General features: G+C 50.4%; 14 protein-coding genes. All 14 read left to right on the top strand.

From position 1 onward, the window contains the following. Positions 1–65: 65 nt before the first annotated feature. Positions 66–527, top strand: coding sequence for a ribosome maturation factor RimP (gene rimP, locus CFI03_RS06010; protein WP_248756786.1), 462 nt, complete (start codon positions 66–68; stop codon positions 525–527). Positions 528–564: 37 nt separating this feature from the next. Further along, positions 565–1,662 carry a transcription termination factor NusA gene (nusA, locus tag CFI03_RS06005; protein WP_127495793.1) on the top strand — a complete coding sequence of 366 codons (1,098 nt, stop codon included), beginning with the start codon at positions 565–567 and terminating at the stop codon, positions 1,660–1,662. 49 nt (positions 1,663–1,711) lie between these two features. Beyond that, positions 1,712–2,026: an RNase P modulator RnpM gene (gene rnpM / locus CFI03_RS06000; protein WP_091181683.1), complete on the top strand. Its 315-nt coding sequence runs from the start codon at positions 1,712–1,714 to the stop codon at positions 2,024–2,026. Next, complete coding sequence (locus CFI03_RS05995) at positions 2,019–2,369, top strand: L7Ae/L30e/S12e/Gadd45 family ribosomal protein (RefSeq protein WP_091183487.1); 351 nt, start codon at positions 2,019–2,021, stop codon at positions 2,367–2,369. Before rnpM ends, CFI03_RS05995 begins: the two co-directional genes overlap by 8 nt. Continuing rightward, a complete protein-coding gene (infB, locus tag CFI03_RS05990) occupies positions 2,335–5,172 on the top strand; it encodes a translation initiation factor IF-2 (protein WP_248756785.1) in 2,838 nt (945 codons plus the stop codon). Before CFI03_RS05995 ends, infB begins: the two co-directional genes overlap by 35 nt. A 7-nt stretch (positions 5,173–5,179) precedes the next feature. Then, positions 5,180–5,536: a 30S ribosome-binding factor RbfA gene (gene rbfA, locus CFI03_RS05985; RefSeq protein ID WP_015844983.1), complete on the top strand. Its 357-nt coding sequence runs from the start codon at positions 5,180–5,182 to the stop codon at positions 5,534–5,536. Then, positions 5,533–6,525, top strand: coding sequence for a DHH family phosphoesterase (locus CFI03_RS05980; RefSeq protein WP_248756784.1), 993 nt, complete (start codon positions 5,533–5,535; stop codon positions 6,523–6,525). The genes rbfA and CFI03_RS05980 overlap by 4 nt, the downstream gene beginning before the upstream one ends. Next, positions 6,526–7,428, top strand: a complete 903-nt coding sequence (gene truB, locus CFI03_RS05975; protein ID WP_248756783.1) for a tRNA pseudouridine(55) synthase TruB — start codon at positions 6,526–6,528, stop codon at positions 7,426–7,428. Positions 7,429–7,463: 35 nt separating this feature from the next. Further along, the gene (locus CFI03_RS05970; protein WP_248756782.1) at positions 7,464–8,411 is read left to right on the top strand and encodes a bifunctional riboflavin kinase/FAD synthetase; all 948 of its coding nucleotides are present in this window, start codon (positions 7,464–7,466) and stop codon (positions 8,409–8,411) included. 164 nt (positions 8,412–8,575) lie between these two features. Further along, complete coding sequence (rpsO, locus tag CFI03_RS05965) at positions 8,576–8,845, top strand: 30S ribosomal protein S15 (protein ID WP_127495788.1); 270 nt, start codon at positions 8,576–8,578, stop codon at positions 8,843–8,845. A gap of 231 nt (positions 8,846–9,076) precedes the next feature. Next, a complete protein-coding gene (gene pnp / locus CFI03_RS05960) occupies positions 9,077–11,158 on the top strand; it encodes a polyribonucleotide nucleotidyltransferase (protein ID WP_248756835.1) in 2,082 nt (693 codons plus the stop codon). 227 nt (positions 11,159–11,385) lie between these two features. Beyond that, complete coding sequence (locus tag CFI03_RS05955) at positions 11,386–12,384, top strand: polysaccharide deacetylase family protein (protein WP_248756781.1); 999 nt, start codon at positions 11,386–11,388, stop codon at positions 12,382–12,384. A 228-nt stretch (positions 12,385–12,612) separates the two neighbouring features. After that, entirely contained in the window at positions 12,613–13,878 is a 1,266-nt protein-coding gene (locus tag CFI03_RS05950) for a M16 family metallopeptidase (protein WP_127495786.1), read from the top strand. Continuing rightward, a complete protein-coding gene (gene dut, locus CFI03_RS05945) occupies positions 13,859–14,302 on the top strand; it encodes a dUTP diphosphatase (RefSeq protein WP_127495785.1) in 444 nt (147 codons plus the stop codon). The genes CFI03_RS05950 and dut overlap by 20 nt, the downstream gene beginning before the upstream one ends. The last annotated feature ends 81 nt before the right edge of the window (positions 14,303–14,383 follow it).

Genomic DNA, 14,383 nt, shown 5'->3' with positions numbered 1-14,383 from the left:
AACGGCTTTTTTCGCATACGAATCGGCCGTTTGCAGGCGTACGAAGAAACAGGAGGTTACACCGATTGAGCACATCCAAAATCAAAACCGTCGTTGAGGCTATGGTTACTCCTTTCCTCAACAGCAATGGATTTGAACTTGTTGATATTGAGTACGTCAAGGAAGGCAGCAACTTCTTCCTTCGGGTGTTCGTGGACAAGGAAGGCGGCATCGATATTGACGAATGCGGCAGAATCAGCGAATTTTTGAGCGAAGAACTGGATAAGAACGATCCGGTCTCCGATGCTTACTTCCTGGAAGTGTCATCCCCGGGTGCGGAACGGCCGCTTAAGAAGCCGGAAGATGTTCGCAAGGCAGTCGGCAAGCATGTCTACATAACGACTTACGAGCCGATTGACGGTTCCAAGGAATTTGAAGGGCAGCTTACCGCGTTTGACGGCGAACAGGCTACCGTGAAAATCGGCAAAAAAGAGCATGTCATTCCTTACGCCAAGGTCGCGGGCGCCCGTCTTGCGATTGTGTTCTAAATAGCGGTTTATTTTTGAAAGGGGGAACTCCATTCCAATGAGCATGGATTTTATTGAAGCATTGTCGGAAATCGAGAGGGATAAAGGGATTGCGAAGGAAGTGCTGTTAGAAGCGATTGAAGCGGCTTTGATATCGAGCTACAAGCGCAACTTCAACACAGCGCAAAATGTACGCGTGGACATTAACCGCCATAGCGGCGTTATTAAAGTATACGCTCGCAAGACGGTTGTAGACGAAGTGCTCGACCCTCGTCTAGAAATTACAGTTGACGCAGCGCGTGAGATTAACCCTCACTATACGCTGGACGACATCGCGGATATCGAAGTTACGCCTCGCGACTTCGGCCGTATTGCCGCCCAAACAGCCAAGCAGGTTGTTACGCAGCGTATTCGCGAAGCGGAACGCGGTTTAATCTACAACGCGTTTATCGATAAGGAAGAGGATATCGTTAACGGTATCGTTCAGCGCCAGGATACTCGCAATTTGTTTGTTGACCTTGGCAAGGTTGAAGCCGTTCTTCCTCTTACCGAGCTGATGCCTACGGACAAATTCAAGCATGGCGACCGCGTGAAGTCGTATATCACAAAGGTAGAAAATACGACCAAAGGGCCTCAAATTATTTTGTCCCGTACTCATCCCGGCCTTTTGAAGCGTCTCTTCGAGCTTGAAGTTCCGGAAATTTACGACGGCGTAGTCGAGATCCGTTCCGTTGCCCGCGAGGCAGGCTTCCGTTCGAAGATTGCCGTTTATTCGCGTAACGAAGAGGTTGATCCGGTTGGATCCTGCGTAGGCCCTAAAGGAATGCGCGTGCAAACCATCGTCAACGAGCTTACCGGCGAGAAGATCGATATCGTCCGCTGGTCGGAGAGCGTAGAGGAATATGTAGCGAATGCGCTTAGCCCTTCGAAAGTGCTGGAGGTTATCGTATTCGAGCAAGAGAAAATGGCCCGCGTAATCGTACCCGATTATCAGCTGTCTCTCGCGATTGGCATTAAAGGTCAGAATGCGCGCCTTGCCGCGAAGCTGACTGGCTGGAAAATCGATATTAAGAGCGAAACGCAAGCGGAGCAGGAGTACGGCCGTCCGAAAACAACGGCAGGCACCATGCACCAGGATTCCGTTTCTATCGATTAACAGCAGGCTTACATCTTGGGTCCATTAACGGGCAAAGGAGGGGTGTGCGGTGAGACCGAGAAAAGTGCCGCTTCGCAAGTGCGTGGCATGCCAAGAAATGAAGCCAAAAAGAGAACTCATCCGGGTTGTTCGGACACCAAACGAAGAAGTGCTTATAGACCTGACGGGGAAAAAAGCCGGTCGCGGCGCCTATTTATGTGGACAGGTCAGCTGCTTCAAGCTGGCTAAGAAGTCCAAGGCGCTTGACCGGGCATTGAAGCAGGCAGTCGACGCATCGATTTACGACCAGCTTGAACAGGATTTCATAGCGGTTGAGGACGAGTTTCTGGCAGGCAAGGAGCGGGAAAGCGATGAAGATGAATAAAGGCTTGTCTTCGCTCGGAATGGCCATGAGAGCCGGAAAGCTTATTACCGGAGATGAAATTGTGCTCAAGGCGGTTCGTAAAGGTGAAGCACAGCTCGTGATCATAGCGGGCGACGCTTCTCCGAACACGAAGAAGAAGTTTCGCGACAAATGCAACACCTACGGGGTACAGCTCGCCGAAGCATTTGACCGCGATCAGCTTGGAAAGGCCATTGGAAAGCCGGAACGAGTCGTACTGGCGGTAACTGACGCAAAGTTCGGAAAAATGATTGCAGGTCATCTGAGTCAAAATTCGGAGGTGGATAATATTGAGCAAACAACAGGACAACAGCAAGGACAATAAAGATAAAACACGCGTATACGAATACGCGAAATCGCTAAACATGAGCAGTAAAGAAATTATAACGATTCTTAAACGGCTTAATCTGCCCGTTAATAATCATATGAGTGTCATGGAAAACGAAATGGTTCAAAAAGTGGAAGGCTTCTTCCGCGATATCAAGCAAAATGCGGCTGCGAAGCGTGCCCAGGAATCGGGCAGTGCTACCGTATCGGCGGCACCTCAGCCACAGGCACAGACCGCAAGCAAGCAGCAAAATCAAACGGTACAAAAAAATCTATCTCAGGACAGACAGGGGCCTATGAATTCTATTAAAACGACATCCGAAACCAACCAATCGCAACAAGAACAACGTCCGCAAAGTCAGCAAGGAAACGAAAGTCAAACGAACGCTAGCCAGGCTAACGCCGGCACAAGCGACAATAGCGCAAGCAGCAATAACAGACCGCAGAACAGCGGCAACCGTCAAGGTTCTTATCAAGGCCAAGGCGGTCAAGGCGGCAATCGTCCGCAAGGCGGCGGCGGATACAACCGTCCGCAAGGTCAAGGCGGTCAAGGTGGCAATCGTCCGCAAGGCGGCGGCGGATACAACCGTCCGCAAGGTCAAGGCGGTCAAGGCGGCAATCGTCCGCAAGGCGGCGGCGGATACAACCGTCCGCAAGGTCAAGGCGGCCAAGGCGGCAATCGTCCGCAAGGTCAAGGCGGCGGCGGATTTAACCGTCCGCAAGGTCAAGGCGGCGCACCGGGCGGCAACCGTCCGCAAGGCGGCGGCGCACCAGGCGGTAACCGTCCGCAAGGTCAAGGCGGCGGACAAAACCGTACGTTCGATTCGTCCCGTCCGGCACCAACTTCGCGTGGTACTGCGGCAGGCGAAACCAACAACCGTAAAGGCAACAATGCGGTAAACAAAAACAGAACGGGTGGCAACAACGGAAGCCAAAAGCGTTTCGACGACGGGAAGCCGAACTTTAGAACGAATCCTAACGGTCGCGGCAAAGGCGGCAGAAACAACCGTAACCATTCGCAGCAGCCTCCACGCGAGAAAATCGACAATACGCCTAAGAAAATCATTGTGCGCGGTACGATGACAGTAGGCGATTTGGCTAAGCTGCTTCATAAGGATGCTTCCGAAGTTATCAAGAAGCTTATTTCTCTTGGCGTAATGGCTACTATCAACCAAGAACTTGACATGGATACCATTCTTTTGATCGCTCAAGAATTTGGCGTAGAGGTTGAAGTGAAAATTCCGGTTGAAGAAGATACCTTCGAAACCGTGGAAGAAGTGGATGACGAAGCGGATTTGACGACTCGTCCACCGGTTGTAACGATTATGGGTCACGTTGACCATGGTAAAACAACCCTTCTCGACGCTATCCGTCATACAAACGTAACGGGCGGCGAAGCAGGCGGCATCACTCAGCATATCGGTGCTTACCAAGTTGAGATCAACCATAAGAAAATTACGTTCCTCGATACACCGGGTCACGAAGCGTTTACGCTCATGCGCGCACGCGGTGCTCAAGTAACGGATATTACGATCATCGTTGTTGCAGCCGATGACGGCGTTATGCCTCAGACGGTTGAAGCAGTCAACCATGCGAAAGCGGCTGGCGTGCCTATTATCGTAGCGGTTAACAAAATCGATAAACCGGACGCGGATCCTGACAAAATCAAACAGGCGCTTACGGAATACGAACTCGTTCCGGAAGAATGGGGCGGCGATACCATCTTCGTTAACGTATCGGCTAAGCAACGCCTTGGTCTGGAAGAGCTGCTCGAGATGATTCTGCTCGTGGCTGAAGTTAATGATTACAAAGCGAATTCCGACAAACGCGCACGCGGTACGGTTATTGAAGCCGAGCTGGATAAAGGTAAAGGTCCGGTAGCACGCGTTCTCGTACAACACGGCTCGCTGAAGATTGGCGATGCTTTCGTTGCCGGTAACTGCTTCGGTCGTGTCCGCGCAATGGTGAACGATAAAGGCCGCCGTATCAAAGAAGCCGGTCCTTCTACTCCGGTTGAGATTACCGGTTTGACAGAAGTACCGCTTGCAGGCGATCCGTTTATGGTATTTGAAGACGAGCGCAAAGCAAGAGCGATTGCTGACCGTCGTTCGATCAAACAACGTCAGTCGGAGCTTGGCGCGAATTCCCGCGTTACGCTTGACGATCTGTTCAAGCATATTCAAGAAGGCGAGATCAAAGATCTTAACATCATTATCAAGTCTGACGTTCAAGGCTCGACAGAGGCCCTCAAAGGCTCCCTTGGGAAAATTGAAATCGAAGGCGTTCGCATCAAGATCATTCACAGCGGCGTAGGCGCGATCACGGAATCCGATATCAACTTGGCTGCGGCATCCAACGCTATCGTAATCGGATTTAACGTTCGTCCTGAGCCGCAAGCTGATCTTGCCGCACAGCAAGAGAAAGTGGATGTTCGTCTGCACCGCGTTATTTACAACGTAATCGAAGAGATTGAGCAAGCCATGAAAGGCATGCTGGATCCAATCTTCAAAGAAGTTGTTCAAGGTCAAGCGGAAGTCCGCAACATCTTTAAGCTCAGCAAGGTTGGCGCTATTGCCGGATGTATGGTTATCAGCGGCAAAATTACGCGTAACTCCGAAGTTCGCGTCATCCGCGGCGGTATCGTTGTATTCGAAGGCAAAATGGATACCGTTAAACGCTTCAAGGATGATGTTAAAGAAGTTGCTCAAGGCTACGAGTGCGGTATTACGATCGAGCGGTTTAGCGACTTCAAAGAAGGGGATATTATTGAAGCCTTCGTAATGGAGTCCGTAGAGAGGTGATTAACGCATGGCTAAAATTCGTGTAGGACGGGTCGGCGAACAGATTAAAAAAGAGCTGAGCCAAATTATCCAGACCGAGTTGAAGGATCCTCGTATCGGATTTATTACGGTAACAGGTGTTGAGGCGACAAGCGACCTTTCCCAGGCGCGCGTCTACCTCAGCGTGCTCGGCAGCGAAGAACAGAAGGAAGAAACCCTTAAAGCGCTTGGAAAAGCAAACGGATATCTCCGTTCCGAGCTTGGCAAGCGGATGCGTCTCCGTCATACGCCGGAGCTGCTGTTCAAGTTCGACAGCAGCATCGAGTATGGCAGCCGCATCGAAGGGCTGCTTGAAGAAATCAACCGTGGGAACAAAGGCCAATGACGGCCGGCGTTGACTACGGGCAACAGCTTGAAGCTGCACTTGCATTTATGCGGGAAGGAGACGACTTCTTGGTCGTCTCCCACGTGCAGCCCGATGGAGATGCGATCAGCTCTACATCGGTAATAGGCTGGATGCTTGATCAATTGGGGAAAACAAAAACGCTGATCAATGAAGGAGAATCTCCTTCACGGCTTAACTACTTAAGAGGCTTTGATCAAATCGTCAACTATCGCAAAGATAAGCCGGGGCAAACGTACACGCATGTCATTGCGGTCGATTGCGCCGATTTTCGGCGTATTGGCGAGGTTTCAGCCTTGTTTGCGCAGGATGCGAAAATACTTAATATCGACCATCACCCGACCAACGACGGGTTTGGCGCGGTTAATGTCATTCGTCCCGACGCTGCGGCCACGGTCGAGATCCTGTTCGATCTGATTGATTTGTCCGGTTTAAACATCGATGTGGAGTGCGCGACGGCCATCTATACCGGATTGCTTACGGATACCGGGGGTTTCCGGTATTCCAATACGAGTCCAAAAGTAATGGATGTTGCTTCCCGCATGCTTTCTCATGGTGCGCCGGGGCATCAGCTTGCCGATCATTTGCTTGAGAAAATGACGATGGCTAAGCTGAAGCTTCTTCAGCGCTGCTTGGCGAGACTGACCTTTACGGATGATCAACAAATCGGCTGGTTGTATGTCGGCAAGAATGATATGAAAGAGGTAGGCGCTGTGCCCGATGATCTGGAAGGGATCGTTAATTACGCGCTTAATATAGACGGAGTGGAAGTCGGGATTCTTTTCAAGGAAACCGAAGATGGCGGAGTTAAGGCAAGCCTTCGATCTGCGGGAAAAGCGAACGTAGCTGCCATAGCTCAAGCATTGGGCGGCGGCGGACATGTCCGCGCGGCCGGTTGCCGGATGCAAGGGACGCTTACGGAAGCGATGCAGGAGCTTGTCGAAGCGGTTAGAAAGGCGTTGAATGAATAGATGGACGGAATTATTGCCGTATGGAAGCCTGCCGGTTGGACTTCGCATGATGTAGTGGCGAAAGTACGGCGAATCGTTCGCATGAAGCGTATCGGGCATGCGGGAACTCTTGATCCGATGGTGACCGGAGTATTGCCGCTATGCCTCGGAAGATCTACAAGGGTGGTTGAATATTTGCAGGAGAGGCCTAAAGCCTACGAAGCCGTTATTCAGCTAGGTACGGCTACGGATACGGAAGACTTGACGGGGACAGTCCTTGAAGAGCAGACTGGTATTAAGGTTACGAGAGAACAGGTGCTGCAGGTGCTGCAAAGCTTTGTTGGAGAGATCGATCAGGTTCCGCCGATGTTCTCCGCCGTGAAGGTAGACGGGAAGCGGCTCTATGAGCTCGCAAGGGAAGGCAAAACCATTGAACGGAAATCACGCAAAGTGACAATCCATCAGATTGATCTTCTTGACGCGGTTCTAGACGCGGATAAGCCTCGATTCACCTTTTCCGTCATCTGCTCCAAAGGTACGTATATTCGTACGTTATGCGTAGATATCGGCCGTGCGCTGGGCGTTCCGGCTGCGATGGCAGAGCTTACCCGGACGATGTCCGGAGGCATTACGAGAGAGCAATGCGTCACGATTGAGGAGCTGGAGGAGCTGCAGGCTGCAGGGAAGCTGGAGGAGAAAGTGCTTCCGGCTGATATCGCGATTGATCATCTTCAGCGGGTTCAAGCAAATGCAGCGGTTACCGAGATGGCGCTTCGAGGGCAGAAAATACCGTACAATCGGATGGCCGCTTCCTTCGATTCCAGCAGTCTCGTACGCCTTTATGGCGAGAATGATGCTTTTATCGGAATTTTTGAGGCCGATGATCAAGCATTGGCGCTTAAGCCGGTGAAAGTATTCTCCTAACCGGGATTATATAGAGGAATTGCAGGTGTATCAGCATGGAAATTATATCCCTTACTTATCCTTTATCCGAATACCCGGCTTTGCTTCAGAACAAGAAGCTTGCCGTGGCAATCGGACATTTTGACGGTGTTCACCGCGGCCATCGGAACGTAATTACCCAGGCGGTACAAATAGCGAAGGATACAGGGGCTTTGTCTGCCGTTATGACCTTCCTGCCGCATCCGAAAGAGGTTCTCGGACAAGGCGATCAATATTTCAGCTGCTTGACGCCGCCGGAAGAGAAGAGGGCTTTATTTGCCGAGCTTGGCGTAGATATCATGCTTGTCGTGAATTTCGATCTGACCTTTGCGGCAATCAGTCCGCAGCAGTTTGTGGATGAAGTGCTGCGTCCTCTGCATGCCGCGCATGTTATTGTCGGATTTGATTTCACTTTTGGCGCTAAAGGCATGGGCAATCCGGAACTTATGAGGACGCTGGGCAGTCCCGATATTACCGTCGATATTGTTGAGCCTCTTTACGAGAATGGCGAGAAGGTAAGCAGCACGTATATCCGTGCCGCACTGGAGAAGGGTGACATTGCGCTGGCAACAACTCTTCTTGGCCGTCCTTATGAAGTGGAAGGCATTGTTGTGCACGGCGATGCCCGCGGTAGAACGATCGGTTTCCCGACAGCCAATGTAGGTTTGTCCAAGCCTTACGTAACGCCTTGTCTAGGGGTGTTTGCCATCAAGGCCAAGTTGGCAGGAAAAACTTATTACGGCGTGCTTAATCACGGAATGAAGCCGACGTTTAACAAAGAAGAGATCCGTCCCGTATTAGAGGCGCATCTGTTCGATTTCCATCAAGAGATTTATGGAGAACCAATCACTTTAGAGTTCCATTCCTTTATCCGTGCGGAGAAACGGTTTGGTTCCGTGCATGAATTAATCGAGCAGATTGGGGAAGACGCGAAGCAAACCAAGCAATTCTTTGGTTTGTCCTAGGCGGCGGCATTTACTTGCCTTCTTCATTGTGCTATACTAGGTAACGTTGTGGGCGAGAGCGGCTTGTCCGTTATCGTACCGCATTTGAACCTTAGCTTGGAAATCAGCTCTCACCGGCGGTTTCGAGGCTAATGGCGATTAACTGAAATAGGAGGTGAACAAGGATGGCAATTACACAAGATCGTAAAACACAACTGATCGAGACTCACAAAACACACGCGAGCGACACGGGTTCCCCGGAAGTTCAAGTGGCTATCCTGACGGAAAACATCGTGAACTTGACGCAACACTTGCGGGAGCACAAGAAAGATCATCATTCCCGCCGTGGTCTGCTCAAGATGGTAGGTCAACGCCGTAAGCTGTTGGCATACCTGAAAAACAAAGATGTTAAACGTTACAGCGCATTGATCGAAAAACTCGGCCTTCGCCGCTAGAACATGTTTCATGAAAAGCAACCTGGTTGTCTTGCCGTCCGGGCTACCGGAACCGGCAGAATCGGGTTGCTTTTTGTAATATCACAACATTCAGCAGGATATATCAGCCCTGTTCACGAATGTAATGAAAACCAATGGTTACATAACTACGACTTTAAGTACATGCTTGCGCATGAAGCAAGTGTGGCTTCATTACTTTTTTAGGAGGGAATACGTTTGCAACGAGTAGAGATGTTATTAGGCGGCAGACCGCTTGTTCTTGAAACAGGCCGTTTGGCGAAGCAAGCTAATGCAGCAGTAACGGTACGCTACGGGGATACCGTCGTTCTTTGTACGGTAACGGCCTCGGCTGAACCGAAAGACCTCGATTTCTTCCCGCTTACTGTTAACTATGAAGAACGTTTATATGCGGTTGGCAAAATCCCTGGCGGATTTATCAAGCGCGAAGGACGTCCTAGCGAGAAAGCGATCCTGAGCAGCCGTTTGACTGACCGTCCGATTCGTCCGCTGTTTCCGGAAGGCTTCCGTAACGATGTACAAGTAGCTAATATCGTAATGAGCGTAGACCAGAACTGCACGCCGGAAATCGCGGCAATGATTGGTACTTCCGCGGCATTGAGCATTTCCGACGTACCATTTAACGGTCCAATCGGCGGTGTAAATGTAGGTCGAATCAATGGTCAATTCATCATTAACCCGACGGTGGAACAAGAAGCGGAGACCGAAATCTTCGTAACGGTGGCCGGCACAAAAGACGCAATCATGATGGTCGAAGCCGAGGGTAATGAAGTTGCGGAAGACGTGATGCTGGAAGCGATCATGTTCGGGCATGACGAGATCAAGAAAATCGTCGCTACGATCGAAGAATTGCAAGCCGCTGCGGGCAAACCAAAAATGGAAGTAAAACTTCACGCGGTTAACGCTGAAGTGAATGCCGCCGTTCGTGCCTTTGCTTCGGACAGGCTGGTTGAAGCGATCCGTATTCCGGAGAAGCATGCACGTCAAGATGCGATCGACGCTGTTAACGGTGACACCGTTGCTCATTTTGAAGAAGCGTATGCCGAAACTCCAGAGCTTCTTGCCGATGTGAAGGAAGTACTGTATGACATCGTCAAAGAAGAAGTACGCCGATTGATTACGCATGATAAAGTACGTCCTGACGGCCGCGCTCTCGATGAGATCCGTCCCATTGAGTGTGATGTTGCTCTGCTGCCGCGTACGCACGGCTCCGGCTTGTTCACACGTGGACAAACACAAGCGCTCAGTATCTGTACGCTTGGTGCGCTTGGCGATGTTCAAATCTTGGACGGCATTAGCCCGGAAGAGACGAAACGCTTCATGCATCATTACAACTTCCCGCCATTCAGCGTGGGCGAAGCCCGTCCTCTGCGTCCTCCTGGCCGCCGCGAGATTGGTCACGGTGCACTTGGCGAACGCGCTCTCTCGAAGGTTATTCCATCCGAAACGGAATTCCCTTACACCATCCGTCTGGTTTCCGAAGTTCTCGAATCGAACGGTTCGACCTCGCAGGCAAGTATTTGCGCGAGCACGCTCGCTATGATGGATGCAGGCGTACCAATTAAAGCCCCGGTAGCAGGTATTGCAATGGGTCTGATCAAAGACGGAGACCATTTCTCGATCCTGTCCGATATTCAAGGGATGGAAGATCATCTTGGCGACATGGACTTTAAAGTTGCAGGTACTGCCCAAGGTGTTACAGCTATTCAAATGGATATTAAAATTAACGGAATCGACCGTGCGATCCTGTCGCAGGCACTGGAACAAGCCCGTATTGGCCGTATGCACATTCTCGGTAAAATGACGGCTGTTATGTCCGAGTCGCGTTCGAGCTTGTCCCAATACGCTCCGAAGATCCTTACCCTTCGTATCAACCCTGATAAGATCCGTGACGTTATCGGCTCCGGCGGTAAAATCATCAATAAAATTATTGAAGAAACCGGCGTAAAAATCGATATCGAGCAGGATGGTATGGTCTTTATCGCTTCTTCGAACGAAGAGATGAATCAAAAAGCGAAGGCCATCATCGAGGGTATCGTAAAAGAAGTCGTTATTGGCGAGGTCTATCTCGGAACAGTTAAACGTATTGAAAAATTCGGTGCGTTTGTTGAAATTCTGCCGAACAAAGACGGTCTCGTTCATATTTCGCAGCTGTCCACTGAGCGCGTAGCGAAGGTAGAAGACGTTGTTGCGATTGGCGACCAAATTACGGTTAAAGTTACGGAAATCGATCAGCAGGGTCGTATCAATCTGTCCCGCAAAGCTGTTCTGACTCCACAAGTTCCGGCGCAGTAATTCTACTGCGCTTCTATAAGCAAGGCAGCAAAGAGCCAGATTTGATCTGTCTCTTTTTGTTTTGCCAGCACAAAGAGACAGATCCGTGACTGTCTTCTTTTTGTTATGCCTTTTATGCGCATAATCTCGTCCAACTCCACATAACTATTAGACAAGCGCAGGCGTATGGATAAGCTATGCCTGCATTCGCCATAATAGGTGGCCTATATCGATAGGTAGGAGCTGGAATGATGCGTATGCGGAATAAAATCATCGGGCTTTGCGCTTCCTTTATCGTACTGTTTGTTTTTATCCGGCTGAATGTCGGGGGTGTCATGGATTATGTTCAAGCAGTAAAAGGGCAGGAAGCTATTGTTACGGGGACAGAATCCGCTATTTCCGATGAGGAAAAGGCGAAGCTGCGGGAAACAATAGAAGCAGAGGCCCAGCAGCGCTATGTTGCACCCATTGATGCGCGGATTGACCGGGTGTGGAAAGCGATTCCCGGTTATAACGGGCTGGAAGTCGATGTCGAAAAAACGTATCAACAAACGCTTGCAAGCGGTAAAACGACGCCTATTCAGTATGTATACAAAGAGATTCCTCCGAAAATTTCTTTGAAGGATTTAGGAGCATGGCCGATCTATAAGGGCAATCCGAACAAGAAAATGATTGCGATCATGGTTAACGTCGCTTGGGGGAACGAATATCTCCCGGCTATTTTGAACACCTTCGATAAAGAAAACGTGAAGGCAACCTTTTTCCTGGACGGCTCCTGGCTTAAGAAATATCCGGATGTTGCGAAGCAGATTCAGGAACGGGGACATGAAATTTCGAATCATGCGTATTCGCACCCCGACATGAAAACCTTAAATAGACAATCCCAGTATACGCAAATTTCCCGTACCGAAGATTTGATAAAGGGAACGTTAGGCGCGCAGAACAAATGGTTCGCTCCGCCTTCCGGTTCGTACAACCAGACAACCGTTCAGGTTGCCAGCGAACAAGGTTTAATGACGGTTATGTGGACGATTGATACGGTGGATTGGCGCAAGCCGTCCCCGGATTGGATCATTCAGAAAATTTCCTCCAAGCTGGAGCCCGGAGCATTGATTCTTATGCATCCGACCGCCTCTTCTAGAGATGCGCTGACAGGCATGATACGGGAAGCGAAGCGTCAAGGATACGCGCTGGGTACGGTGAGCGAAACGCTGTCGCCAAACCGGCTGCCTTCTGCGGTTGAGTAGATTCCCTAAATTTGTTATAGTGAAATCATTCATCTTCGGCTCATGCTTACGAAGCATGAATCATGCGGCAATTCATTAAGCTTATGCTTACGAAGCATGAATCACCGCATACGGTTGTTAACCAACCTCTGTATGGCAATTCATTAAGCTTATGCTTACGAAGCATGAATCACCACATACGGTTGTTAACCAACCTCTGTATGGCAATTCATTTTAGGAGGATACCAAGTGAATAAATATACGCTCAGCAATGGCCTCCGCGTCGTTGTGGAATATTTGCCGACATTTCGGTCGGTTTCCTTCGGCATTTGGGTAAAGACCGGTTCCCGGAATGAAACTCCCGAGAACAACGGGGTTTCCCATTTTGTCGAGCACATGCTGTTCAAAGGCACAAACGGCCGTACAGCAAAAGACATTGCCGATCTGTTTGACGGGATTGGCGGCAACGTAAATGCTTTTACGTCCAAAGAATACACCTGCTATTTCGCGAAGGTGTTGGATGAGCATCTGCCGCTTGCGGTAGACGCGCTTTCGGATATGTTCTTCGAATCCAAGTTGGATGCGGAAGAACTGGCGAAAGAGAAAAACGTAATCCTTGAAGAAATTTCCATGTACGAAGATACGCCGGATGACAAGGTTCATGATGAGGCTTCCCGTGCAGCCTATGGCGATCATCCGCTTGCATACTCGATTCTTGGTCTGGAAGAACGCCTAGCAGCCATGAATTCCGAATCGCTGCGCGGTTATATGAATGATACATATACGATTGAAAATACGGTGATCAGCGTTGCCGGCAACGTGGAGGAAACCAAGCTTCTGGCACTCCTCGAGCAATACTTCGGCCGCTTCCAGAACAAAGGGAAGAGTGGCATTGTAACGGCCCCAACTTTCCACGGCGAATACGTTTATTACAAGAAAAAGACTGAGCAGAACCATCTCTGCCTTACATTCCCCGGCTGTTCTAATTCAGACCCGCAGCTCTATGCCATGATTCTGTTGAATAATGCGCTTGGCGGGGGAATGAGCTCGAGATTGTTCCAGGAAATCCGCGAGAAGCGGGGCTTGGCTTATTCGGTCTATTCGTATCATACGTCTTATGCAGACAGCGGATTGTTCACGGTCTATGCGGGAACAGCGCCGAAGCAGACGAAGGAAGTGCTTGATCTGACCCTAGAGCAGATGGAAGAGCTTTCGGTGAAAGGACTTAGCGACGAAGAGCTTCATCGCGGGAAAGAGCAGCTGAAAGGCAGTTTGATCCTAAGCCTTGAGAGCACAAGCAGCCGGATGAACCGTCTGGGCAAAAACGAGTTAATGATCGGAAGACACTTTACGCTGGACGAAATGCTGCAACGCATCGACAACGTTACGATGAAGGATGTACGGGAAGTAACGGAGCGCATGCTGTCCGTGCCGTTTGCCGTTGCCATGGTTGGAACAAACGATAAAGCTGCAGCTCAGATCGGGAGGGATCGTTTTGTTTCAAATTCTGTTTAAACGGCTGCCGGGCAATGAAGATATCGCGCTGCCTAGCAAAATGTCGGAATGGGCTGCAGGTTTTGACCTGCAGGCTGCGGTAACCGAGCCAGTCGTGCTGGCACCAGGGGAGCGCAAGTTGGTACCGACAGGTCTTGCCATGGCGATGCCGCCGCAAGTGGAAGCACAAGTCCGTCCCAGAAGCGGACTGGCATTCAAGCATGGCATTACCTGCTTGAATTCGCCGGGTACCATTGATGCGGATTACCGCGGTGAAGTTAAGGTATTGCTCATTAACCTCGGCCAAGAACCATTCACGATCAACCGCGGCGAGCGTATCGCCCAAATGGTTATCCAGCAGCTGCCGGAAATTGCGATCGCCGAAGCGGATGAGCTTCCCGACACTGTCCGCGGAACAGGCGGCTTCGGACATACCGGCGTGTAAAATCCGGTCTGCACCAATAGAACCATACTAGCACCAAAACCAGGTTAACCTAGGTTTTGGTGCTTTTTTGCGTTCCAAAAT

Origin of the sequence: Paenibacillus sp. ATY16 (assembly GCF_003399985.2) — a bacterium.
GTDB classification, from domain to species: domain Bacteria; phylum Bacillota; class Bacilli; order Paenibacillales; family Paenibacillaceae; genus Pristimantibacillus; species Pristimantibacillus glycanilyticus.
Note: the sequence above shows the minus strand (reverse complement) of the source record. Positions and strands in the feature narration are given on the sequence as shown.

Bases quoted from the DNA above. Each gene is read 5' to 3' on its own strand.
- nusA (WP_127495793.1), top strand. From the start codon at position 565: ATGAGCATGGATTTTATTGAAGCATTGTCGGAAATCGAGAGGGATAAA.
- CFI03_RS05995 (WP_091183487.1), top strand. From the start codon at position 2,019: ATGAATAAAGGCTTGTCTTCGCTCGGAATGGCCATGAGAGCCGGAAAG.
- rbfA (WP_015844983.1), top strand. From the start codon at position 5,180: ATGGCTAAAATTCGTGTAGGACGGGTCGGCGAACAGATTAAAAAAGAG.
- CFI03_RS05980 (WP_248756784.1), top strand. From the start codon at position 5,533: ATGACGGCCGGCGTTGACTACGGGCAACAGCTTGAAGCTGCACTTGCA.
- truB (WP_248756783.1), top strand. From the start codon at position 6,526: ATGGACGGAATTATTGCCGTATGGAAGCCTGCCGGTTGGACTTCGCAT.
- CFI03_RS05970 (WP_248756782.1), top strand. From the start codon at position 7,464: ATGGAAATTATATCCCTTACTTATCCTTTATCCGAATACCCGGCTTTG.
- rpsO (WP_127495788.1), top strand. From the start codon at position 8,576: ATGGCAATTACACAAGATCGTAAAACACAACTGATCGAGACTCACAAA.
- pnp (WP_248756835.1), top strand. From the start codon at position 9,077: ATGTTATTAGGCGGCAGACCGCTTGTTCTTGAAACAGGCCGTTTGGCG.
- CFI03_RS05955 (WP_248756781.1), top strand. From the start codon at position 11,386: ATGATGCGTATGCGGAATAAAATCATCGGGCTTTGCGCTTCCTTTATC.